This window comes from Streptomyces sp. AF1A (genome assembly GCF_047340315.1).
Classification (GTDB): Bacteria; Actinomycetota; Actinomycetes; order Streptomycetales; family Streptomycetaceae; genus Streptomyces.
Window position 1 is genome coordinate 1 of sequence record NZ_JBLEBI010000006.1, and the last position, 23,622, is coordinate 23,622.

The following is a 23,622-nucleotide window of genomic DNA, read 5'->3' on the forward strand; positions in this document are numbered from 1 at the left end:
GCGCGCGGGCTCCACGGAGCCCACCGCGTCGGCCGTGCCGTCGAAGCGGCCGTCGATCCGCGCGACCAGTCCGGTGACCTGGCGGGCGATGTCGGGCGCGGTCAGCCCGATCTCGGCGAGCACCTCGGCGCGCGAGGCGTGGTCGAGGAAGCGCGGCGGGATGCCGAAGTCGCGCAGCGGCACGTCGACGCCCGCGTCGCGCAGCGCCTGGGCGACCGCGGAGCCGACGCCACCGACCCGGCTGTTGTCCTCGACGGTGACGACCACCCGGTGCCGCTCGGCGAGCGGCGCCATCGCCTCGTCGACGGGCTTGACCCAGCGCGGGTCGACCACGGTGGTGGAGATGCCCTGCTTGTCGAGCAGGCCGGCGATCTCCAGGCACATGGGCGCGAGGGCGCCCACGGAGACCAGCAGCACGTCCGGCCGGTCGGTGCCGGGCTGGCGGAGCACGTCCATGCCGCCGACGCGGCCCACGGCCGGTACCGCCGGGCCCACGGCGCCCTTGGAGAAGCGCACCACGGTCGGCGCGTCCTCGACGGCGACGGCCTCGCGCAGCTGCGCCCGCACCTGCTCGGCGTCGCGCGGGGCGGCGAGCCTGAGCCCCGGCACGACCTGCAGGATCGACATGTCCCACATGCCGTTGTGGGAGGCGCCGTCGGTGCCGGTGATGCCGGCCCGGTCCAGGACGAAGGTGACGCCGCACTTGTGCAGGGCCACGTCCATCAGGACCTGGTCGAAGGCGCGGTTGAGGAAGGTGGCGTACACCGCGAAGACGGGGTGCACCCCGGCGTGGGCGAGGCCGGCCGCGGAGACGGCGGCGTGCTGCTCCGCGATCCCGACGTCGTACACCCGCTCGGGGAACCGCTTGGCGAACTTCTCCAGGCCGACCGGCTGGAGCATGGCCGCGGTGATGGCGACGATGTCCTCGCGCTCCTCGCCGAGCCTGACCATCTCGTCGCCGAAGACGGAGGTCCAGTCGGCGCCGGAGGAGGCGATGGGCAGGCCGGTGTCCGGGTGGATCTTGCCGACGGCGTGGAACCGGTCGGTCTCGTCCTGCAGGGCCGGCTGGTAGCCGCGGCCCTTCTCGGTCAGGCAGTGCACGATCACCGGGCCGCCGAACCGCTTGGCGCGGGCCAGCGCGGACTCCAGCGCCTCGATGTCGTGGCCGTCGATGGGGCCGACGTACTTCAGGCCGAGGTCCTCGAACATGCCCTGCGGGGCGATGAAGTCCTTCAGCCCCTTCTTGGCGCCGTGCAGGGTCTCGTACAGCGGCCTGCCGACGACCGGGGTGCGCTCCAGCACCTCCTTGGTGCGGGCGAGGAACCGCTCGTAGCCGTCCGTGGTCCGCAGCGTGGCCAGGTGGTTGGCGAGCCCGCCGATGGTGGGGGCGTACGACCGCTCGTTGTCGTTGACAACGATGACAAGGGGGCGGTCCTTGGCGTCGGCGATGTTGTTGAGCGCCTCCCAGGCCATGCCGCCGGTCAGCGCGCCGTCGCCGATGACGGCGACCACGTGGCTGTCCCGCTTCAGCAGCTGGTTGGCCTTGGCGATGCCGTCGGCCCAGCCGAGCACCGTGGAGGCGTGGCTGTTCTCGATGACGTCGTGCTCGGACTCGGCCTGCGAGGGGTAGCCCGACAGGCCGCCCTTCATCTTCAGGCGGGAGAAGTCCTGCCGGCCGGTGAGCAGCTTGTGCACGTAGGACTGGTGGCCGGTGTCCCACAGGACCTTGTCCCTGGGGGAGTCGAAGACGCGGTGCAGGGCGATCGTGAGCTCGACCACGCCCAGGTTGGGGCCGAGGTGGCCGCCGGTCTTGGAGACGGCGTCGACGAGGAAGGTCCGGATCTCCTGTGCCAGCTGGTCCAGCTCCTCCGGGCTGAGCCGGTCCAGATCACGCGGTCCCCTGATGCGGGTCAGCAGCGGCACCCGTGCCTCCTTGCAGTAGAGCTGATCGAGCTTTCGCCGGGCTCGCCCGAGTCTAATGTTCATGCTTTGCGCGACACGACAGCGCCCGGTGCCTTTCCGGCACCGGGCGCTGTCTCGAAGCCGGGGACGCTAAGCGCGACCTGCGGTCTTCTGGGTCTTGCGGGTCACCGCGTCGATGACCACTGTGGCGAGCAGAACACCACCGGTGATCATGTACTGGACCGGCGAGGCGATGCCCTCCAGGGCGAGGCCGTACTGGATCGAGACGATCACCAGCACGCCGAGGAGCGCGTTCCAGGTGCGGCCACGGCCACCGAACAGGGACGTACCGCCGATCACGGCCGCCGCGATGGCGTTCATCAGCAGGTCACCGCCACCGGCGCCCTGGTTGGCCGAGGCGATCTTCGAGGCGATGAACAGACCGCCGATCGCCGCGAAGGTGCCGGAGATCGCGAAGACCGAGATCCGGACCCAGGCGACGTTGATACCGGCACGGCGGGACGCCTCGACGCTGCCGCCGAGGGCGAAGACCTTGCGGCCGTACGCCGTGCGGCGGAGCACGAAGTCCGTGATGATCAGCACACCGACGAAGATGACGACGGCCAGCGGCAGGCCCTTGTACTGGTTGTAGACGGCCGCGGCGGCGAACGACACGATCGCCAGCAGCACCGTACGCAGCACGGTCTCGCTCAGCGGCCGCGACGGCACGCCGGCCGCCTCGCGGCGCTTGTTGCCGAGGAAGGAGGAGAGGAAGAACAGCACCGTCACCGCGATCGCCAGGCCGTAGGCCGCGGCGACATCGGAGAAGTAGTAGCTGGTCAGCTTGGCGACCAGGCCGTTGCCGTCGAGGTTGATGGTGCCGCTGTCGCCCAGGATCTGGAGCATGAAGCCGTTCCAGAAGAGCAGACCGGCCAGGGTGACGGCGAACGCCGGGACACCGATCTTCGCGAAGAAGAAGCCGTGGAGCGCGCCCGCGGCGGTGCCGACGAGGACGGACAGCACGAGGGCGAGCCACGCGGGCATGCCGTGGGTGACGGTCAGCACCGCGTACGCGGCGCCCGCGACACCGGAGACCGAGCCGACGGACAGGTCGATCTCGCCGAGCAGCAGCACGAAGACGATGCCGACGGCGATCATGCCCGTGCCGACCATGGCGACGGAGATGTCGGACAGGTTGCCGGCGGTGAGGAAGTTGGAGTTCAGGCTCTGGAAGATGATCCAGATGACCGCCAGACCGATGACGACCGGGATGGAGCCGAGGTCACCGGCCTTGATCCTGCGCTTGAACTCGGTGATGTAGCCCGCGAAGCCCTGTTCGCGCACCAGCAGGCGGGGGTCGACGGCGACACCGGAGCCGCGCGCCGCCTCGGGGTTCTCCACGGGTGTGTCCTCGGGGGGCGTGGAGGTCTTGTCGATGCTCACTTCTTGATCTCCCCATTGCTGCGCGCCGCACGACGGGTCACGGCGTTGTCCGTGGCGCCGGTGATGGCGGAGATGATCTCTTCCTGCGAGGTCGACTTGACCTCGAAGACGCCGTTGTTCCTGCCCAGACGCAGCACGGCCACCTTGTCGGCGACGGCCTTCACGTCGGCCATGTTGTGGCTGATGAGGATCACGGCGTGACCGCGCTCCCGCAGCCGTTCCACCAGGTCCAGGACCTGGGCGGTCTGCTCGACGCCGAGCGCCGCGGTGGGCTCGTCGAGGATGACCAGCTTCGGCTCGCCGAGCATGGAGCGGGCGATGGCCACGACCTGGCGCTGGCCGCCGGAGAGGGAGGCGATCGGGATGCGCACGCTGGGGATGCGGATGGAGAGCTGGTCCAGCAGCTCGCGCGAGCGCCGCTCCATCTCGACCTCGTCCAGCACACCGCGGCGGCGGATCTCGCGGCCGAGGTAGAGGTTGCCGACGACGTCGATGTTGTCGCACAGCGCGAGGTCCTGGTACACCGTCGCGATGCCCAGGTTCTGGGCGTCGTGCGGCTTGTTGACCTGAACGGCTCTGCCTTCCCACTCGATGACGCCCTCATCGATCGGGTGCACGCCGGCGATCGTCTTGACCAGCGTGGACTTTCCGGCACCGTTGTCGCCCACGAGGGCGACCACCTCACCGGCGTGGACCTCAAGCTCTACGTCGGTGAGCGCCTGAACGGCACCGAACCGCTTGTGGACCCCGCGCAACGCCAGCACGGGCGTAGCGGACACGTGAACCATCTCCTTCGCCGCCTGACCCGGCGGGAGGTTGTGCAGAAGTTTGGGGGGTTCCTTCCGGCGCCCCGCGCACGAGCTTGCGGGGCTGACTGATGGCGCGGGGCGCCGGAGGAGCTGAGAACGCCTTCCTCCCGCTAGGGGAATTCAAGGGCGAATTCCCCTAGGTGGAAAGGCATGTGCGGCTGCTTACTTCAGACCGATCTTGTCGCAGGCCTTCTTGTACTGCGCGGTGCAGATGTCGCCCACCGTGTAGACGCCGTCCTTGATGACGGTGTCCTTGATGTTGTCCTTGGTCAGCGCGGTGACGGGCACCAGCACCGAGGGGACCTGCTTGGTGGTCGGGCTGTCGACCTTGTCCTTGGCGACGGAGTCGAGCGACTTGCCCTGGGCGAGGTCCACGGCCATCTCGGCGGCGGCGTCGGCCTCGGGGGCGTACGGCTTGTAGACGCTCATGTACTGCGTACCGGCGACGATGCGCTGCACACCGGCGAGCTCGGCGTCCTGGCCGGTGACCGGGACGGAGATGCCCGCGGCCTTGAGGGCGGTGATGATACCGCCGGCCATGCCGTCGTTGGCGGAGTAGACGCCGATGATGTTCTTCTTGCCCAGAGCCGAGATGGCCGCCTCCATGTTGGAGTTGGCGTTCTCCGGCTTCCAGTCCTTGGTGTCGTACTCCTTGCCGACGTTCACCTTGCCGTCGAGCACCTCGTGGGCGCCCTTCTTGAACTGCGCGGCGTTCGGGTCGGTGACGGAGCCGTTCATCATGACGATCTTGCCGGACTTGGCCTTGGAGCCGAGCGCCTTGAGAAGGGCCTCGCCCTGGGTCTTGCCGACGGTCTCGTTGTCGAACGAGGTGTAAGCGCTGATCGGACCCTGCGCCAGACGGTCGTAGGCGACGACCGGGATGCCGGCGTCCTTGGCCTTCTGGACCGAGCTCTGGATGGCGGCGGAGTCCACGGCGTCGACGATGAGCACGTCCACCTTGTTGGTGATCATCGTCTCGACCTGCTGGTTCTGCAGGCTGGCGTCCTGCTTGGCGTTGGCGTAGACGACCTTGCCCTTGCCGTTGGTGAGCTCCTGGACCTTCTTCTCGATCAAGGGGCGGTCGAACTTCTCGTAACGAGCGGTCTGGTTCTCCGGCAGGAGCAGACCGACCTTGATGGCGTCGCCCTTCTTCGAGCCGGACGACGCCTTGGAGCCGCCGCCCGACTCCTTCGCGCTGCCACAGGCAGCGAGCGAGACGGCCATGGCACCAGCAGCAACGGCGAAAGCCGCACGACGCATACGCGTGTTCACTTCTCAGAACCTCCCTGACGAGGCCGCGTCGTTGCGGCCGAGGTGGCTGGAAGTCAACTCGGCCACACGTGCGACGTCAAGAAGTAAATCCTTAACGAGATGGCAACGGTGCCATCCGTTCTCTAAGTGAAGGCAGGTGCCGCCACCGGCACCCAACCGTCCAAAAGGGTCGAATCGCCCATCTCGCTGAGCGCGAGGGCGAGCGCCCCGAGCACCTCCGCACGGCCGCCAAGTGCCCCGGGAAGAATGGAGAGTTGACGCGCCGCGCTGGGAATGGCGTAGCGGCCGACGGACTCCCTGATCGGCCCGAGCACCAGCTCACCGGCCTCGGCAAGATCACCGCCGAGCACCACCCGGCTCGGGTTCAGCAGATTGCACAGATTGGCCACTCCACTGCCGATGTGGCGGCCGACGTCGGCGATCACCCGACGACAGCCCGGGTCTCCGTCCCTGGCCAGCCGTACGACGCGTTCCATGGTCAGGTCGGGGCCGTGACTGGGCTGGAGCAGCGGCAGCACGTACCGCGCGGCCGCGAAGGTCTCCAGGCAGCCGCGGTTGCCGCAACGGCAGACCGGGCCGGATTCATCGAGTGTAATATGCCCGATTTCACCGGCCGTGCCGCCGGGGCCGCGATAGATCTTCCCGTCGATCACCAGGCCGGCGCCGACACCGCTGGCGACCTTGATGTAGGCCAGGTCGCGCACGCCCTTGCCGCTGCCCCACACCAGCTCTCCGAGGGCGCCGAGGTTCGCGTCGTTGTCCACGTGCACCGGCACGCCGAGCCGCTCGCGCAGCTCCTCGGCGGGCTTGGTGCCGCCCCAGCCGGGCAGGATGGCGGTGGACCCCAGCGTGCCCGACTCCACGTCGATCGGGCCCGGCACGCCGAGCCCCACGCCCGCGACCTTCGACCGGTCCACCCCGGTGGCCGCGATCAGCCGGCTGACCAGCTCTTCCGCCCGGTCGAAGCCCTGGGCGGCGGAGGCGTCCACGTCCAGCGGCTCGGCCTCCTCGGCCAGCACCTGGTGGGCGAGGTTCCCGATCGCGACGCGCAGATGGGTGTGTCCGAAGTCGACGCCGATCACGATGCCGGCGTCCCCGCTCAGGCTGACGCTGCGGGCCCGCCGCCCGCCCGCCGACGTGGGCGTGACCTCGACCGTTCCGCCGTCCTTCAGCTCCCGCACGATGTTCGAGACGGTCGCGGCGGACAGACCGGTCGTCCGCGCGATCTCCGCCTGCGTGAGGGACCCGGCCAGGCGTACGGCCCGGACCACCCGCTCCAGGTTGGCTCGGTGCAGCGATGACTGCGACCCTGGAGTCTCCACGACGACCTCCTGAGCGCGGGGCCGCTTCGGCGAGGCCCCGTGTATGTCCAACTAGTGAACTCTAAGCTGAGCCGTTCGGGTTGCCTTCCGTCAAGAGGTTGAACCGTATCCGGGTACCCAGACACATATGTGCACGCCGCTTCCGATACCGGAAGCGGCGTGCACACGGATGGTCGCGGATCGTCACCCCGCCGGGTGAAGGGACTACTTCAGCGCCCCCGCGGTCAGCCCCTGGACCACCTGCCGCTGGAAGACGATGTACGCCCCGAGCACCGGCAGCATGGCCATCACCAGGCCGGCGAAGAGGCCGGACCAGTCGCCCTTGTAGCCCTGGCTGACCGCCAGCTGCACCAGGCCCTGGGTCAGGACGCGTTTGTCCGGGTCGGTGTTCAGAACCGTGGGCAGCATGTACTGGTTCCACTGGCCCAGGAAGTTGAAGATGCCCACGCTGATCAGGCCCGGCTTGGCCATCGGCAGCATGATCTGGAAGAACGTACGCGTGTGCGAAGCCCCGTCCACGAAGGCCGCCTCCGCCACCGAGGTGGGCAGCGTGCGGAAGAAGGCCGTGAGAAAGAACACCGTGAACGGCAGCGAGTACGCGATGTAGACCAGGATCAGTCCGTGGATCGTGTTCAGCAGGCCCATGTTGTTCACGACGTAGAACAGCGGGACCAGCGCGAGCATGATCGGGAAGCTCATGCCGCCGACGAACAGGTAGTAGATGAAGCGGTTGCCCGGGAAGTCGAAGCGCGCGAGGACGTAGGCCGCCATCGAGCCGAGGACCAGGGTGCCGATGAGCGAGCCGCCGACCACCAGGACGGTGTTGAGGAAGTAGTCGCTCATGTTGGCGTCGGTCCAGGCCCGCGCCCAGTTCTCGAAGTGCAGCCGGTCCGGGAGCGACCAGGGCGAGCCGAAGATGGAGCTGTCGTTCTTGAACGACGTCATCACCGCCCACACCAGCGGCGTGACCACCATGATCGCCCAGATGATCAGCACGCCGTGGGAGAAGACGTTGAGGACACCGCCCTCCCTCTTCTCCCGTGCGGGCCTGCGGGCCGGTACGTCGACCTTGGAGACGGACGCGCCGGGCTCGGCCGGCAGCGGAGCGGGGGTCTCGGTCGTCTTCATCGCTTCAGAACTCCAGCCGCTCGCGACGGCCCAGCCGCATCACGATCGCCGCGAAGGCGAGCGTGACCACGAGCAGGGCGACGCCGATGGTGGTGGCGTAGGCGGCCTGACCGTCCCGGAACGCCTTCTGGTACACGTACAGGACCATCACCGTGGTCGAGTAGTCGGGCCCGCCCGGCCCGGTCGTCATGATCTGTACGACCGCGAACGACTCGGCGCCGAGCGCGAGGATGCCCATGTAGACCCAGCCGGACTGCACGGTGTCCCACAGCAGCGGCAGGGTGATGCGGAAGAAGGTGGTGAAGCGGCTCGCGCCGTCCAGCAGGGCCGCCTCGTACATCTCGGCCGGGATCGAGGCCATGCCCGCCGAGAACAGGACCACGAAGAAGCCGACCGTGGACCAGACGAGCACCGCCATCACGCACCACAGCGCGAGGCTCGGGTCTCCCAGCCACAGCGGCTGCACGTGGTCGAGGCCGAGGCCCCGCAGGACGGAGTTGATCGCGCCGCTGTCCGGGTTGTACGCGAAGGCGAACAACAGCGACACGATCGCGATCGACAGCACCTGCGGGAAGAAATACACGATCTTGTAGAAGGAGGAGCCCCGGACACCCGAGATCACGGGGCCTCCCCTTCTGCGTCGTCCGCCCACATTGATCATGAAGGCGAAGAACAGCGCCAGACTGATCGTCACCAGTGGCAGAACCAGGGCGAACAGCAGACTGTGCTGCAACGACTTCCAGAAGATGTCGTCGTCGAGCATCCTCTTGTAGTTGTCGAAGCCGACCATCTTGAAATCGGGGCTGAGGCCTGTCCAGTCCGTGAACGAGTAGTAGATGGACTGGATGAACGGCCACACCACGAAGAGCGCGTACAGTCCCAGGGGCAAAGCCAGAAACCCCACAATGAACCGGTACTTGCCGTGCTGCATCGCCACTCCGGTGCGGTCAGGGGTGCTGGTTACTGGTGCTTGTAGTGCTTGATGGTGGTGTCCTTGGCCGTCTCGTCGGCGAAGCCCTGGATCTTCTTGATGGCCTCGGCCGGGGTGAGCCGGCCCGCCATCATCTCGCCGAGACCGGCCACACCGATCTTCTCCTTCTGCAGCTGCACGTACCAGTCCTGCAGCCGCGGATTCACCACGTTGGAGCCCGCCAGCTTCAGCGCCGCCACGCCCGACGTCAGACCCGGGGTGAGCTGGATGCCGGAGGTGCCGCCGTTGTACGCGGTCAGCGACTTCACCTTGGTGGTGAAGTTCTTCGAGGACGCCTCGGAGAGCATGATGCGCAGCTGCTCCATGCCGCCCTCGGGGTTCGCGGCCTTGGCCGGCACGATGAACGGCTCACCGCCGGAGGCCCAGATGGTGCCGAAGGGCATCTTGTCGGAGTTGTCGATGCCGGAGGGCGCGGAGACCGCGAGGTTGAAGTCGGACGGGATGACGTTGGCCGACTCGTTCTCCACCCAGGAGCCGTTCGGGATGAACAGCGCCTTGCCCTTGGCCCACGCGGTCTGCGACTGGATGTGGTCCAGGCCCGGGGTGCCCTGGAGAATGTAGCCCTTCTTGTAGAGCTCGTAGTAGGCCTCGAAACAGGCCTTGACGGCCGGGTGCTTCCAGGCGTTCGGCTCCAGGTTGTCGATGGCGTCGAGCACGTCGCGCCCGCCGACCTTGCCGATCATCGGGTAGAGCGAGAAGGGGATGTAGTACGGGTACTTGCCCGCGTACGTCCAGCCCGCCATGCCCTTCTTCTTGGCCTTGGCGCAGACGCTGAGCATCTCGTCCCAGGTCTTCGGGTACTCCACCTCGAGCGAGTCCAGGGCCTTCTGCGAGTACCAGACGCCGTACACCGTGTAGGCGTAGTACATGATCCAGACCGGGTTGCCGTCGAACTGGCCCATCTCCACGATGCCCGGGCGCAGCGTGTCGCGGACCTTCTTGCTCGGGTCGTCGTACGACGGCGCGTCCAGCAGCGGGGTGAGGTCGGCCAGCTGGTTCTTGCCGACGAGCACGCCCATGTCCATCTGCTCGGCACCGGAGTTGTCGATGAGGTCCGGCGGGTTGCCCTGGTTGAAGCGGGGCTGCAGGGTGGACTGGATCTTCTGGGTGGCGGAGAACTTCACCGTGGCCTTGGGGAAGTTCTTCTCGTAGATCTTGACCGCGTCCTCGGCGTACTCCTTGCCGAAACCGCCGTCGAAGAGGACGAACTCCATCTTGGCGGTGTCGTTGACGCCGAGCGGGTTCTTGGCGGTCTTCTTCCCCGCCTTGTCCTTCTTCTGCCCGCTGCCGCCGCTGCTCGCGCAGGCGGACAACAGGCCCATTCCCGGTGCCGCGACCAGGCCGAGCGCCGCGGACCGCTTGATCAGATCGCGCCGGCCGACACCCTCGCCGTCGTGGTGCACAGTGGATCCCATGCTCAAGTCCTCGCCTTCTCCAGGACTCAGGCGGTGAACCGGATCCTCCCCGGCACCGCGGTCGGGTAGTGCAGGGTCGTGCAGGAAACGCCGACAGGTATAGTCCACTTCCCGCCAACGGAGCAAGATCGAATACAGGGTTCGCGATGGGTCTTTTCCGAGTTGAGACCTCGCGGAAATATGAGCCCTCTGTGAGCGGCCTGACAGAAAAAGTCGCGACATGAGTGCCTGAATGCCACGTTCAACACCCTTGACATCACCGGCCACTTGACCACCTACTGGAGCCTGCGCCCCGTACTTGACAACGTTGTCCGCCGTCGCGCAGGGAGGGAATCCGTAGATGCAGCGGAGAGCTCGGCACAGATGGGGTCCGGCGGTCGTCCTCACGGCCGCCTTTGTCATGGCCGCCGGTGCCCAGGGTGCGGCGGTGGCGCTGCCCGCCAAGGCTCCGGCCGCCGACCGGGAGTTCGCATCGTCGTTCGAGACGGGCGACCCGGCGCCGGACTGGCTCAATACCGTCGACACCGGGCCGGACGGCACCAAGCGCGCCTCGGGCGTCGACGGCGGCTACACCACCGGAATACCGGGCAGTGTCGACGACCATGTCACCGAGGTCCGGGCGAGCGGCGAGAACACCGGCGCGGGAGAGGTGAAGGAGAACCTCGTCGACGGCGAGTCCGGCACCAAGTGGCTGACCTTCGAGCCCACCGGCTGGGTGGAGTTCGACCTGGACAAGCCCGTGAAGCCGGCGACGTACGCGCTCACGTCGGCCAACGACTACGCCGAGCGCGACCCGCGCGACTGGACCCTGCTGGGCTCCGCCGACGGCAAGGACTGGAAGACCCTCGACACCCGATCGGGCGAGAGCTTCTCCGAGCGGTTCCAGACCAAGTCGTACGACCTCGCCGAGCCGGCCGAGTACCAGCACTTCCGGCTGGAGGTGACGCGGAACAACGGCGCCTTTGGCATCCTGCAGATCGCCGACGTGCAGTTCTCCACCGGCGGCGGGGGCGGCCCGGTGCCCCAGGACATGCTGACGCTGGTCGACAAGGGCCCGACCGCCTCGCCGACCGCGAAGGCCCGGGTCGGGTTCACCGGAAAGAGGGCGCTGCGCTACGCCGGACGGCACACCGCGGGCGGGCGGGCGTACTCGTACAACAAGGTCTTCGACGTGAACGTGAAGGTCGGCGGCGACACCCGGCTGTCGTACCGCATCTTCCCGTCGATGGCCGACGGCGACCGGGACTACGACGCCACGAACGTCTCGCTCGACCTCGCCTTCACCGACGGCACCTATCTGAGCGACCTGGGCGCGCTGGACCAGCACGGGTTCGGGCTGTCGCCGCGCGGGCAGGGCGCGTCGAAGTCGCTGTACGTCAACCAGTGGAACAACGTGGTCGCGCGGATCGGCCCGGTGGCGGCCGGCAAGACGGTCGACCGGATCCTGGTGGCGTACGACTCCCCCGACGGCCCGGCGAAGTTCCGCGGCTGGATCGACGACGTGGCCATCAGGCCAGTGGCGCCCGAGAAGCCCAAGGCGCACCTGTCGGACTACGCGCTGACCACCCGGGGCACCAACTCCAGCGGCAGCTTCTCGCGCGGCAACAACTTCCCGGCGACGGCCCTGCCGCACGGGTTCAACTTCTGGACCCCGGTGACCAACGCGTCCTCGCTGAGCTGGCTCTACGAGTACGCGCATGCGAACAACGACGACAACCTGCCGACGATCCAGGCGTTCAGCGCGAGCCACGAACCGAGCCCGTGGATGGGTGACCGGCAGACCTTCCAGGTGATGCCGTCGGCCGCGTCCGGCACCCCGGACACCGGCCGGGAGGCCCGACAGCTGCCGTTCCGGCACGAGAACGAGACCGCGCGGCCGTACTACTACGGGGTCCGGTTCGAGAACGGTCTCAAGGCGGAGATGACGCCGACCGACCACGCGGCGGCGCTGCGCTTCACCTACCCCGGCGACGACGCGAGCGTGGTGTTCGACAACGTCACCGAGCAGGCGGGCCTGACGCTCGACAAGGAGCACGGGATCGTCACCGGCTACTCGGACGTCAAGTCCGGGCTGTCCACGGGCGCCACCCGGCTGTTCGTGTACGGCGAGTTCGACAAGCCGGTCACGGACGGCGCGTCCAGCGGCGTGAAGGGCTACCTGCGGTTCGACGCGGGCGCCGGCCACACCGTCACCCTGCGCCTGGCGACCTCGCTCATCAGCGTCGACCAGGCGAAGGACAACCTGCGCCAGGAGATCCCGGACGGCACCTCCTTCGGCGCCGTCGAGGCGCGCGCCCGGCAGGCCTGGGACAGGCTGCTCGGCAAGGTCGAGGTGGAGGGCGCGACCCCCGACCAGCTGACCACGCTGTACTCCAGCATGTACCGGCTCTACCTGTACCCCAACTCCGGCTTCGAGAAGGTCGGGGGCACGTACCGGTACGCCTCCCCGTTCTCTCCCATGCCGAGTCCGGACACCCCGACGCACACGGGCGCGAAGATCGTCGACGGCAAGGTGTACGTCAACAACGGCTTCTGGGACACCTACCGGACCACCTGGCCGGCGTACTCCTTCCTGACGCCGTCTCAGGCGGGCGAGATGGTCGACGGGTTCGTGCAGCAGTACAAGGACGGCGGCTGGACCTCCCGGTGGTCCTCGCCCGGGTACGCCGACCTGATGACCGGCACCTCGTCGGACGTGGCGTTCGCCGACGCGTACGTCAAGGGCGTGAAGTTCGACGCGAAGGCGGCGTACCAGGCGGCCCTGAAGAACGCGACCGTCGTCCCTCCATCGTCCGGCGTGGGCCGCAAGGGCATGAGCACGTCGCCGTTCCTCGGCTACACCAGCACCGACACCGCCGAGGGCCTGTCCTGGGCGATGGAGGGGTACGTCAACGACTACGGCATCGCGCGGATGGGCGAGGCGCTGTACCGGAAGACGGGCGAGAAGCACTACAAGGAGGAGTCCGCGTACTTCCTCAACCGCGCCCGGGACTACGTCAAGCTCTTCGACTCCAGGGCGGGCTTCTTCCAGGGCCGTGACGCGCAGGGCGACTGGCGGGTGGACTCCGCGACGTACGACCCGCGTGTGTGGGGCTACGACTACACGGAGACCAACGGCTGGGGCTACGCCTTCAGCGTGCCGCAGGACAGCCGGGGCCTGGCGAACCTCTACGGCGGCCGGCAGGGACTCGCGGACAAGCTCGACCGGTTCTTCGCCACCCCGGAGACCGCCTCCCCGGAGTTCGTCGGCTCCTACGGCGGTGTCATCCACGAGATGACCGAGGCGCGTGACGTCCGGATGGGCATGCTGGGGCAGTCCAACCAGGTCGCGCACCACGTGTCGTACATGTACGACGCGGCCGGCGAGCCCTGGAAGACGCAGGCGGCGGTCCGCCAGATCCTCTCCCGGCTCTACGTCGGCAGCGAGATCGGGCAGGGCTACCACGGTGACGAGGACAACGGCGAGCAGTCGGGCTGGTTCCTCTTCTCCGCGCTGGGCTTCTACCCGCTCGCCATGGGCAGCGGTGACTACAGCATCGGCTCCCCGCTGTTCAAGAAGGTCACCGTGCACCTGGAGAACGGCCGGGACCTGGTGATCAAGGCGCCGCGCAACAGCGCGCGGAACGTCTACATCCAGGGCGTGACGTTCAACGGACACCCCTGGATGTCGACCTCGCTGCCGCACTCGATGCTGTCCAAGGGCGGGGTGCTGGAGTTCTCCATGGGTGCCGAGCCGTCGGCCTGGGGCACGGGCAAGGACGCGGGCCCGGTGTCGATCACCCGGGACGACAAGGTGCCGGCGCCGCGCGCGGACGTGCTGCGCAAGGGCGGCGCGCTGTTCGACGACACCTCGGCGACGAGCGCGGCGGTCACCTCGGTGGACCTTCCGGTGGCCGGCGCGGTGAAGCCGGTCCAGTACACGCTCACGTCGGCGGACGACCACACCAAGGCGCCGGCCGGCTGGACCCTGCAGGGCTCCACGGACGGCACCACCTGGAAGACGCTGGACCACCGCTCCGGCGAGACCTTCGCCTGGGACCGCCAGACGCGGCCCTTCACGATCGCCGCGCCGGGCACCTGCACGAAGTTCCGCCTGGTCCTCGACGGCACATCGACCCTGGCGGAGGTGGAGCTGCTGGCCTGACACCGGGCGCGGACGAGGGGGCGGGCCCGCCGGGACCCGCCCCCTCGCACCGATCACCCGGACGGGCTACCTCAAGTCCATTGACATCGTTGTCCGTTCTCGCGGTAGAGTCATGTACAGACCATGGACAACGTTGTCCCCTTCACATGTGACGCACACCACTCCGGTTTTATGCCACTTCCCACCGGGCAGGTCCCTCAACCCCCCTCACCTGCCCGGCTCGCGGACCCGGTGGGCATCGCCACCGGGTCCGCCCGAGTGCTCAAGCACTAGAACGGCTGTCCAACTCGTGGACCGGACGTAGCCACCCGGGAAAGCCCGGTGCTACAAATGCGGCATGTCGGACACGATTGCCCGATTCAGGCGACTTGTATGGCGCTCTGTGATCGGCAAGGGCCCGCGGAGCGTTGCCGGGCAGGTCTTCCTTCTGCAGGCGGCGCTGGTGGTGCTGCTCGTGCTCTGCGCCGTCCTCGCCCTAGTCCTGCAGTCGGAACGCGACACCGGCGCCGAGGCCCGGCGCCGGTCCATCGCCGTCGCCCAGACCTTCGCGCACGCCCCGGGCGTGTTGCAGGCGCTGAAGGCCCCTCAGCCGTCGAAGATCCTGCAGCCGCTCACCGAGGCGGGACGCCGGTCGGCTGGTGTCGACTTCATCGTCGTCATGAACACCAAGGGCATCCGCTACACGCACCCCCTCCCCAGCAAGATCGGCCAGCGGTTCGTGGGCCAGATCGCGCCGTCGCTCGCGGGAAAGGTCTACACCGAGGAGGTGCACGGCCCGCTCGGCCACGAAGAGCAGGCGACCGTCCCGGTCTACGACACGCACCACCATGTGACCGCGCTGGTCTCCGCCGGGCTGAAGGTGAAGAACGTGACCAGCGAGGTGAACCACCAGCTGCCGATCATCCTGACCACCGGGGCCGCGGCGCTCGTGCTCTCGACGGGCGGGACCGCGCTGGTCGGCCGGCGGCTGCGGCGCCAGACCCACAGCCTGGCCCCGGACGAGATGACCCGCATGTACCAGCACCACGACACGGTGCTGCACTCGGTGCGGGAGGGCGTGCTCATCGTCGACGACGACGGGCAGCTGCTGCTGGCCAACGACGAGGGCAAGCGCCTGCTGCGGCTGCCGGCCGAGGCCGAGGGGCGGCACGTGTCCGAGCTGCCCGGCCTGGACCCGGACACGGTGGAGCTGCTGTCCTCCGGGCGCGAGGCGACCGACGAGGTGCTGTTCGCCGGGGAGCGGCTGCTGGCGGTCAACCAGCGCCCCACGGACTGCGCCGGAGGCCCCAGGGGCACCGTGGTGACCCTGCGGGACACCACCGAGCTCCAGGCCCTGTCCGGCCGCGCCGAGGTCGCCAGGGAGCGGCTGAAGCTGCTGTACGACGCCGGTGTGTGCATCGGCACCAGCCTCGACGTGGCCCGAACGGCGGAGGAGCTGGTGCGGGTCGCCGTCCCGCGCTTCGCCGACTTCGTCACCGTGGACCTGTCCGACGCCGTGCTGCACGGCGAGGAGCCGGCCCGCACGGCGACGGACCTGCGGCGCATCGCCGTGTACGGCATCCGGGACGACCACCCGCTCTACGAGAAGGGCCGGCTGATCGACTTCCTGCCGTCCACGCCCCAGGCGCGGGGCTACGGCAGCGGGCACTCCGAGCTGGTGACGGACCTGTCCATGGCGGACGGCTGGCGGGCCCAGGACGAGCAGCGCACCCAGGAGGTCCTCGACTACGGCATCCAGTCGCTCATCGTGGCCCCGATCCGGGCCCGCGGTGTCGTCCTGGGCATGGCCAACTTCTACCGCGCCAAGCGGGACCCCTTCGACGAGGAGGACCTGTCGCTGGCGGAGGAGCTGGTGGCGCGCGCCGCGGTCAGCATCGACAACGCGCGCCGGTACACCCGCGAGCACACCCTGGCGGTCACGCTGCAGCGCAGCCTGCTGCCGCGGGCGCTGCCCGAGCAGAGCGCCCTCGACGTCGCCTACCGCTACCTGCCCGCACAGTCGGGCGTGAGCGGCGACTGGTTCGACGTGATCCCGCTGTCCGGGAGCCGGGTGGCGCTGGCCGTGGGCGACGTGGTCGGGCACGGGCTGCACGCCGCCGCCACGATGGGCCGGCTGCGGACCGCGGTGCACAACTTCTCCACCCTCGACCTGCCGCCCGACGAGCTGCTGAGCCACGTGGACGACCTGGTCGGCCGCATCGACCAGGACGAGGCCTGCTCGGAGACCGCGGGCGAGATCGTGGGCGCGACCTGCCTGTACGCGATCTACGACCCCGTGACGCGCCGCTGCGCCATGGCCCGCGCGGGACACCTGGCGCCCGCGCTGGTCCACCCCGACGGCAGCGTCACCTTCCCCGACCTGCCGGCCGGGCCGCCGCTCGGACTCGGCGGCATGCCGTTCCAGACGGCCGAGCTGGAGATCCCCGAGGGCACGCAGCTCGTGCTGTACACCGACGGCCTCATCGAGGACCGCCGCCGCGATCTCGACGAGGGCATGGAGCTGCTGCGCCAGGCGCTGGCCGGCCATCCCGACCGGTCGCCGGACGCGAGCTGCCAGGCGGTGCTGGACGAGCTGCTCCCCCACGGTCCCAAGGACGACGTCGCGCTGCTCGTCGCGCGCACGCGCGCGCTCACGCCCGCGCAGATCGCCGAATGGGACGTGCCCCGCGATCCGGCCGCGGTGTCGGGGATGCGCCTGGCCGTGTCCGAGAGGCTGGAGGAGTGGGGCCTGGCCGAGCTGGGCTTCGGCATGGAACTGGTGCTGAGCGAGCTCGTCACCAACGCCATCCGCTACGGCACCGACCCCATCCATCTGCGCCTGATCCGTGACCGCACGCTCATCATCGAGGTGGCCGACGGCAGCAGCACCTCGCCGCATCTGCGGTACGCCGGGACGACCGACGAGGGCGGCCGCGGCCTGTTCCTGGTGCAGCAGATGACCGAGCGCTGGGGCACCAGGTACTCCCCGCAGGGCAAGGTCATCTGGGCCGAGATGCCCCTGCGTCAGCAGTTCCCGGATCTGTCGCTGGGCCTGTGACCTCCGGCCGGCCCGGCAGGCCGGGACAGCGCCGGCCGGGGACGGAAGGCGCCGGGTACTGCGAAGGGCCGCGCCCCCGGCACCGGGGGTGCGGCCCTCGAACGGCCTGCCGCAGGGGTTACTTGCGGATCAGGCTGCGCAGCACGTACTGCATGATGCCGCCGTTGCGGTAGTAGTCGGCCTCACCGGGGGTGTCGATGCGGACGACCGCGTCGAACTCGACACCGCTGTCGGTGGTGACCTTGACCGTGCGCGGCGTGCTGCCGTCGTTCAGCGCGGTCACGCCGGAGACGGAGAAGGTCTCCTCGCCGGTCAGGCCGAGGGACTCGGCGGACTGGCCCTCCGGGAACTGCAGCGGCAGGACGCCCATGCCGATGAGGTTCGAGCGGTGGATGCGCTCGTACGACTCGGCGATGACGGCCTTCACGCCGAGCAGCGCGGTGCCCTTGGCCGCCCAGTCGCGGGACGAGCCGGAGCCGTACTCCTTGCCGGCCAGGACGACCAGCGGGATGCCGGCGGCCTGGTAGTTCTGCGAGGCGTCGTAGATGAAGGAGACCGGGCCGCCCTCCTGCGTGAAGTCGCGGGTGTAGCCGCCCTCGGTGCCCGGCGCGATCTGGTTGCGCAGGCGGATGTTGGCGAACGTGCCGCGGATCATGACCTCGTGGTTGCCGCGGCGGGAGCCGTAGGAGTTGAAGTCACGACGCGCCACACCGTGCTCGGTGAGGTACTTGCCGGCCGGGGTGTCCGCCTTGATGGCGCCGGCCGGGGAGATGTGGTCGGTGGTGACCGAGTCGCCGAGCTTGGCCAGCACCCGGGCGCCGGTGATGTCCTCGACCGGGGCCGGCTCCATGCCCATGCCCTCGAAGTACGGGGGCTTGCGCACGTAGGTGGACTGCGGGTCCCACTCGAAGGTGTTGCCGGTCGGGACCGGGAGGGACTGCCACTGGGCGTCGCCCGCGAAGACGTCGCTGTAGGACTTGGAGAACATGTCCTCGCCGATGGCGTTCGCGACGACGTCGTTCACCTCGGCCTCGCTCGGCCAGATGTCCTTCAGGTAGACCGGGTTGCCGTCCTGGTCGGTGCCCAGGGCCTCGCGGGTGATGTCCACCTTCATCGAGCCCGCGATGGCGTATGCGACGACCAGCGGCGGGGACGCCAGGTAGTTCATCTTGACGTCGGGGTTGATGCGGCCCTCGAAGTTCCGGTTGCCGGACAGGACCGACACGACGGCGAGGTCGTTGTCGTTGACCGCCTTGGAGACCTCCTCCGGCAGCGGGCCGGAGTTGCCGATGCAGGTGGTGCAGCCGTAGCCGACCAGGTTGAAGCCCAGCTTGTCCAGGTACGGGGTGAGGCCGGCCTTCTCGAAGTAGTCGGTGACGACCTTGGAGCCCGGGGCGAGGGTGGACTTGACCCACGGCTTGCGGGTCAGGCCCTTCTCGACCGCCTTCTTGGCGACCAGGGCGGCGCCGATCATGACGTACGGGTTGGAGGTGTTGGTGCAGGACGTGATGGCCGCGACGGTCACCGCGCCGTGGTCCAGCTCGTACGACGTGCCGTCGGCGGCGGTCACGGTGACCGGGTGGGACGGTACGGCACCGGTGCCCTGCCCGTGCTGCGGGGCGCCGGCACCGTTCTCCTCGTGGGCGTAGGCCGGGGCGTCGGAGGCCGGGAAGGACTCGGCGCTCGCCTCGTCGACCACGGAGGCGGCGGCGGCCGGCTCCTGGGCGGCGGGGGCCTCGACGTAGTTGAGGACGTCCTTGGCGAACTGCTGGGCGGCCTCGGCGAGGACGATGCGGTCCTGCGGGCGCTTCGGGCCGGCGATCGACGGGACGACCGTGGACAGGTCCAGCTCGAGCTTCTCGGAGAAGTCCGGCTCGGCCTTCGGGTCCAGCCACAGGCCCTGCGCCTTGGCGTAGGCCTCGACGAGCGCGACCTGCTGGTCGGAGCGGCCGGTCAGGCGCAGGTAGTTCAGGGTCTCGTCGTCGATCGGGAAGATCGCGGCGGTGGAGCCGAACTCCGGCGACATGTTGCCGATGGTGGCGCGGTTGGCGAGGCTCGTGGCCGCCACACCCTCGCCGTAGAACTCGACGAACTTGCCGACCACACCGTGTTTGCGGAGCATCTCGGTGATGGTGAGCACGAGGTCGGTGGCGGTGGTGCCGGGCTGCAGCTCGCCGGTGAGCTTGAAGCCGACGACGCGCGGGATGAGCATGGAGACCGGCTGGCCGAGCATGGCGGCCTCGGCCTCGATGCCGCCGACGCCCCAGCCGAGGACGCCGAGGCCGTTGACCATCGTGGTGTGCGAGTCGGTGCCGACCAGGGTGTCCGGGTAGGCCTTGCCGTCGCGGACCATCACGACGCGGGCCAGGTGCTCGATGTTCACCTGGTGGACGATGCCGGTGCCGGGCGGGACGACCTTGAACTCGTCGAAGGCGGTCTGGCCCCAGCGCAGGAACTGGTAGCGCTCGCGGTTGCGGCCGTACTCCAGCTCGACGTTCTGCTTGAAGGCGTCGCTGGTGCCGAACTTGTCGGCGATGACGGAGTGGTCGATGACCAGCTCGGCCGGGGCCAGCGGGTTGATCTTGGCGGGGTCGCCGCCGAGCTCCTTGACGGCCTCACGCATGGTCGCGAGGTCCACGACACAGGGCACGCCGGTGAAGTCCTGCATGATCACGCGAGCCGGCGTGAACTGGATCTCCTGGGACGGCTGGGCCTGGGAGTCCCAGGTGCCGAGGGCGCGGATGTGGTCGGCGGTGATGTTCGCGCCGTCCTCCGTGCGGAGCAGGTTCTCCAGCAGGACCTTGAGGCTGTACGGCAGGCGAGCGGAGCCCTCCACCTTGTCCAGCCGGAAGATCTCGTACGACTCGTCGCCCACCTGCAGCGTGCTGCGGGCGTCGAAGCTGTTCGCCGACACGACAGTCTCCTTCATTGATGTGCGCGTACCACCGTCAATCGTGCCGCCACGCCGGCTGGGCCGAACCGCTGAGGTAAGGCTAAGTCAGGCAACCCTTACTTGGGTGGCGGCTGCGGTGCGCCTCGGCAGATATCTCGATGTCGAGATAACTCTAGTACATGGCCGCCGACTGGTCATGCCGGGCCCGGCCGGGTGTTCTGTTGCAGCGAAGATTGAGCATTGTCAGCGAAGGTTGACGACCGCTGGGTATTGTCAGCGAAGGTTGAGTGGTCGTTGATGTCTGGCTGTCTGGGGAGACGGTGGGGGATCCGTTACGCGCGTACGGCGACACCGTGCTCAGCGCATTCGATCTGGACTTCTTCGATGGCGGACAGCGTCGTCGCACCGCGCTGGGTGCCGGGTGGTGCGTCCAGTTCGAGGATGTGCCGCCGGTACGTGGGTTCCGCTGGAACAAGGGCGACCGCAGTTTCCCCGGCCGGTACTACGCGGTGACCACCGGCGGCCATGTGGGTTACGAGTCGTGGCTGGAGCGAGACCGCCTGATCCTGCTCGACTATGCCCCGGACGTGGTGGGGATCGCCTCCCAGCCGTTCTGGTTGCACTGGCGCGACGGAAGCGAGCGGCGGCGGCATGCCCCTGACTACTTCGTACGGCTCGCTGACGGCCGTGCCCGGGTGGTCGACGTTCGCGCCGAGGACCAGGTCGACGAGTGGACCGCACAGGCATTCACCGCAACCAAGCAGGCATGTTCGGCGGTCGGCTGGGAATTCTTGCACGTCGGCCTCCCTGACCCGGTGTTCATGGCCAACTTGCGATGGCTGGCCCGTTACCGGCACCGTCGGTGCGGCCATGAAACGGACGTCGCCGAGCGCCTGGCAGAGGTCTTCCGGCAGCCGCGCCCACTGCGGGCGGGAGCCGAGGAAGCCGGGGACGTACTGCGGATTTTGCCGGTGTTGTTCCACCTGCTCTGGACTGGGGCGCTACGCGCTGACCTTGATGGGGCCCTGCTGGACAGGGGAACAGTGGTGCACGCGTCCGATGGGACCGCCGAGGGTTCGGAGCAGGAGGGTCGCGGTCACGGCCTGCCGTTGCGTCCAAGACCGGGCACACACAATGAGGGGAGCCAGATGCCCAGGCTGTCGAGGCCAGCCGCGATCGCGGTGGGCGAGCGGGTGCGGTTCGCCGGGCAGGTTCGGGCGGTGGTCGCCGTATCGGCCCGGGCAGTGACGCTGACCGCCGAGGGCGGCTCGCCGCAGGAGGTTCCGCTCGTGGTGCTGCTGGGCGACGAGGACTTTGAGGTGCTCGACAGCCCCTCGTGCGGATGCCGCTGCCGCCGGTGTCACTCCTGGAGGCGCTTCCTGAACACGCTCGGGAAAAGGCCCTGTGGTGGGAGGGGCACATCCTCGAGGTCCTTCACGGACTGACCTGCACCGCCCGCCCCACTCGGTGGTGCTCAGCGTGGACGAGAAGACCGCGATGCAGGCTCGCTCCCGGCGCCATCCGACCCGGCCGGCCGGCCCCGGCCGAATCGAGCGGCGCGAGTTCGAGTACCGCAGGCACGGCACCGCCTCCATCGTCGCGGCCCTGGACGTGCACACCGGGCAGGTCCTGGTCGAGGACATCACCCGCAACGACTCGGCCGCCTTCATCCGCTTCCTGCGCCTGCTGGACCACAGCATCGGCCCGGGCATAACCATCCACCTTGTCCTCGACAACGGGTCGTCCCATGTCTCGAAGGCGACCCGAGCCTGGCTGGCGGCGCACCCACGATTCACCGTCCACCACACACCCAAACACGCCTCGTGGCTCAACCAGATCGAGATCTTCTTTTCGATCCTGGCACGCCGACTTCTGCGACGCGGTGAGTTCACCTCGCGCCAGGACCTCATCGACCAGATCCGCGACTTCACCCTCGCCTACAACGACGAGGCCCACCCGTTCCGCTGGACCTACGACGGCACCCCACTCAAAGCCGCATGACCCTCGCAAGATCAATGCGGCGCTGCACTAGGTAAGCAACGGGTCACACGGCAGCACAGGCGCGCCGGCCCGTAGATGGCATTCCCGAGTGGAAACGACGGACGCGGTGCCAGATGATCAAGGCTAATGCTTAAGAACGTTCGGATCGCCGGGCTCTGGGCGTCCCAACTTCCTCACCAAACCGTACGAAACAGACCCTGTCAGCCTCCAGGTCGGCGGGGGCTTGGTTGTTTTCTACCGGCCCACTGCCTGCGGATGGGAGGGAACGACCGATTCCACGACTGGAAACCGGACAAACAACGGAAAGTTCGTGCCACGGATCTTGTGGGGCGAACGTGAACCCATGAGGGTGGTCGGTGGCGCGACACACGTTCGATTTTTCTTTGGGGGAAGAGTGAAGGCACGTTTTGTCGTCCCGCTTCTTGCGGCGGGGGCCTTGCTGGTGCCGGCTGCCACGGCGTCAGCTGCGGCAGCTCCGATCAGCAGCACGGGAAGGGCCGTCGCGAAGAGCCCTACTGACGTAGCCGTGTGGTGCACGTTCCAGGGCGAGAAGCCGTTCCAGGTCACCCATAACGGCCCGCTGTTCGCCCAGGGCCACTACACGGGTTGCTCGACTCCGGCGCCCGACAAATGCCGGGCCCAGGTCGATCTTCAGCGGCTCGAAGCCTACGACGGGCACTGGCACGCGGTGAAGCACAAGGACAGCGGGTGGACGAAGTGCAGCGGGCGCTACACCACCCCGGGTCTCAAGTGCGTGCATGATGGCCACAAGGAGACGTACAACACCCAGGTGACCCTCCAGGTCGAGTACCACGGACGCTTCAGCGAACCCGGCATCGCCGACTCGCACAACACCGTGATCGACTGCTGAATCGACCCGTGACGGCCTGCCGGATAGATTCGGCAGGCCGTTTTCGGTTTCGGTCGGTCGTACAGATGAAAGTGAGACAGGCATGCACGTTCATTTTGAAGCCGTAGACCCAGAGAAAATGATTAGGTTCTGGGGCAGCATCCCGGGTCACGGCGCATACACCGTCGGCAAAGCTGAATCTCCGGCCGTGCTGCCGGTCGTCACGGTCCTCACCGGCACGGTCGCCGAACAGGTGCAGACGCTGATCGCCAAAGGTGCCTCACTGGTGGAACTCCACGATCCCATAGAAGCGCTGATGACGGATCCGGAAGGCAACAGGTTCATGGTGGTGCGTGACCCCGATCACGAAACATGAGTTCTCCAACATGCATGCGGCCTGACGTACGGCACTCCC

The 23,622-nt window shown here is 68.4% G+C and carries 15 protein-coding genes; 6 read left to right on the forward strand and 9 right to left on the reverse strand.

What is annotated here, in order from left to right; translation table 11 throughout:
- The 8 genes from dxs to ngcE form a co-directional block, all read right to left on the reverse strand.
- Window positions 1–1,923: 1-deoxy-D-xylulose-5-phosphate synthase (dxs, locus tag ACLU3S_RS03325; protein ID WP_413950179.1), on the reverse strand; the 1,923-nt coding region annotated here is incomplete at its 3' end.
- Window positions 1,924–2,052: 129 nt separating this feature from the next.
- Window positions 2,053–3,345: a sugar ABC transporter permease gene (locus ACLU3S_RS03330; RefSeq protein ID WP_413950180.1), complete on the reverse strand. Its 1,293-nt coding sequence runs from the start codon at window positions 3,343–3,345 to the stop codon at window positions 2,053–2,055.
- On the reverse strand, window positions 3,342–4,133 hold the full coding sequence (locus ACLU3S_RS03335; RefSeq protein WP_413950181.1) for an ATP-binding cassette domain-containing protein: 792 nt from the start codon (window positions 4,131–4,133) through the stop codon (window positions 3,342–3,344). The genes ACLU3S_RS03330 and ACLU3S_RS03335 overlap by 4 nt, the downstream gene beginning before the upstream one ends.
- Before the next feature lie 183 nt (window positions 4,134–4,316).
- A complete protein-coding gene (locus tag ACLU3S_RS03340) occupies window positions 4,317–5,414 on the reverse strand; it encodes a sugar ABC transporter substrate-binding protein (protein ID WP_413950182.1) in 1,098 nt (365 codons plus the stop codon).
- A gap of 134 nt (window positions 5,415–5,548) precedes the next feature.
- A complete protein-coding gene (locus tag ACLU3S_RS03345; RefSeq protein WP_413950183.1) occupies window positions 5,549–6,748 on the reverse strand; it encodes an ROK family transcriptional regulator in 1,200 nt (399 codons plus the stop codon).
- Between the two features lie 204 nt (window positions 6,749–6,952).
- Entirely contained in the window at window positions 6,953–7,876 is a 924-nt protein-coding gene (locus tag ACLU3S_RS03350; RefSeq protein ID WP_413950184.1) for a carbohydrate ABC transporter permease, read from the reverse strand.
- A 4-nt stretch (window positions 7,877–7,880) separates the two neighbouring features.
- Window positions 7,881–8,807 carry a carbohydrate ABC transporter permease gene (locus ACLU3S_RS03355; protein ID WP_413950185.1) on the reverse strand — a complete coding sequence of 309 codons (927 nt, stop codon included), beginning with the start codon at window positions 8,805–8,807 and terminating at the stop codon, window positions 7,881–7,883.
- A gap of 29 nt (window positions 8,808–8,836) precedes the next feature.
- Window positions 8,837–10,282, reverse strand: coding sequence for an N-acetylglucosamine/diacetylchitobiose ABC transporter substrate-binding protein (ngcE, locus tag ACLU3S_RS03360; protein ID WP_413950186.1), 1,446 nt, complete (start codon window positions 10,280–10,282; stop codon window positions 8,837–8,839).
- A 340-nt stretch (window positions 10,283–10,622) separates the two neighbouring features.
- Between ngcE and ACLU3S_RS03365 the strand changes: the two genes are divergently transcribed.
- Together ACLU3S_RS03365 and ACLU3S_RS03370 are read left to right on the forward strand one after the other, a co-directional pair.
- Window positions 10,623–14,426: a GH92 family glycosyl hydrolase gene (locus tag ACLU3S_RS03365; RefSeq protein WP_413950187.1), complete on the forward strand. Its 3,804-nt coding sequence runs from the start codon at window positions 10,623–10,625 to the stop codon at window positions 14,424–14,426.
- A 337-nt stretch (window positions 14,427–14,763) separates the two neighbouring features.
- Window positions 14,764–17,463 carry a SpoIIE family protein phosphatase gene (locus ACLU3S_RS03370; protein WP_413950188.1) on the forward strand — a complete coding sequence of 900 codons (2,700 nt, stop codon included), beginning with the start codon at window positions 14,764–14,766 and terminating at the stop codon, window positions 17,461–17,463.
- 118 nt (window positions 17,464–17,581) lie between these two features.
- On the opposite strand, the gene ACLU3S_RS03375 is transcribed toward ACLU3S_RS03370, so the two are convergent.
- Window positions 17,582–20,377, reverse strand: coding sequence for an aconitate hydratase (locus ACLU3S_RS03375; RefSeq protein WP_413950189.1), 2,796 nt, complete (start codon window positions 20,375–20,377; stop codon window positions 17,582–17,584).
- Between the two features lie 266 nt (window positions 20,378–20,643).
- Between ACLU3S_RS03375 and ACLU3S_RS03380 the strand changes: the two genes are divergently transcribed.
- The 4 genes from ACLU3S_RS03380 to ACLU3S_RS03395 all read left to right on the forward strand — a co-directional run bounded on the left by ACLU3S_RS03380 (window position 20,644) and on the right by ACLU3S_RS03395 (window position 23,583).
- Window positions 20,644–21,801 (forward strand): TnsA-like heteromeric transposase endonuclease subunit, encoded by a 1,158-nt coding sequence (locus ACLU3S_RS03380; protein WP_413950190.1) that lies wholly within the window; start codon window positions 20,644–20,646, stop codon window positions 21,799–21,801.
- Window positions 21,764–22,357: an IS630 family transposase gene (locus ACLU3S_RS03385; RefSeq protein WP_413950191.1), complete on the forward strand. Its 594-nt coding sequence runs from the start codon at window positions 21,764–21,766 to the stop codon at window positions 22,355–22,357. Before ACLU3S_RS03380 ends, ACLU3S_RS03385 begins: the two co-directional genes overlap by 38 nt.
- Window positions 22,358–22,883: 526 nt before the next feature.
- A complete protein-coding gene (locus tag ACLU3S_RS03390) occupies window positions 22,884–23,228 on the forward strand; it encodes a hypothetical protein (protein ID WP_413950192.1) in 345 nt (114 codons plus the stop codon).
- Between the two features lie 82 nt (window positions 23,229–23,310).
- Entirely contained in the window at window positions 23,311–23,583 is a 273-nt protein-coding gene (locus tag ACLU3S_RS03395) for a hypothetical protein (protein ID WP_413950193.1), read from the forward strand.
- Window positions 23,584–23,622 lie beyond the last annotated feature (39 nt).

Bases quoted from the DNA above. Each gene is read 5' to 3' on its own strand.
- ACLU3S_RS03365 (WP_413950187.1), top strand. From the start codon at position 10,623: ATGCAGCGGAGAGCTCGGCACAGATGGGGTCCGGCGGTCGTCCTCACG.
- ngcE (WP_413950186.1), bottom strand. From the start codon at position 10,282: ATGGGATCCACTGTGCACCACGACGGCGAGGGTGTCGGCCGGCGCGAT.
- ACLU3S_RS03355 (WP_413950185.1), bottom strand. From the start codon at position 8,807: ATGCAGCACGGCAAGTACCGGTTCATTGTGGGGTTTCTGGCTTTGCCC.
- ACLU3S_RS03335 (WP_413950181.1), bottom strand. From the start codon at position 4,133: ATGGTTCACGTGTCCGCTACGCCCGTGCTGGCGTTGCGCGGGGTCCAC.
- ACLU3S_RS03340 (WP_413950182.1), bottom strand. From the start codon at position 5,414: ATGCGTCGTGCGGCTTTCGCCGTTGCTGCTGGTGCCATGGCCGTCTCG.
- ACLU3S_RS03395 (WP_413950193.1), top strand. From the start codon at position 23,311: ATGCACGTTCATTTTGAAGCCGTAGACCCAGAGAAAATGATTAGGTTC.
- ACLU3S_RS03370 (WP_413950188.1), top strand. From the start codon at position 14,764: ATGTCGGACACGATTGCCCGATTCAGGCGACTTGTATGGCGCTCTGTG.
- ACLU3S_RS03350 (WP_413950184.1), bottom strand. From the start codon at position 7,876: ATGAAGACGACCGAGACCCCCGCTCCGCTGCCGGCCGAGCCCGGCGCG.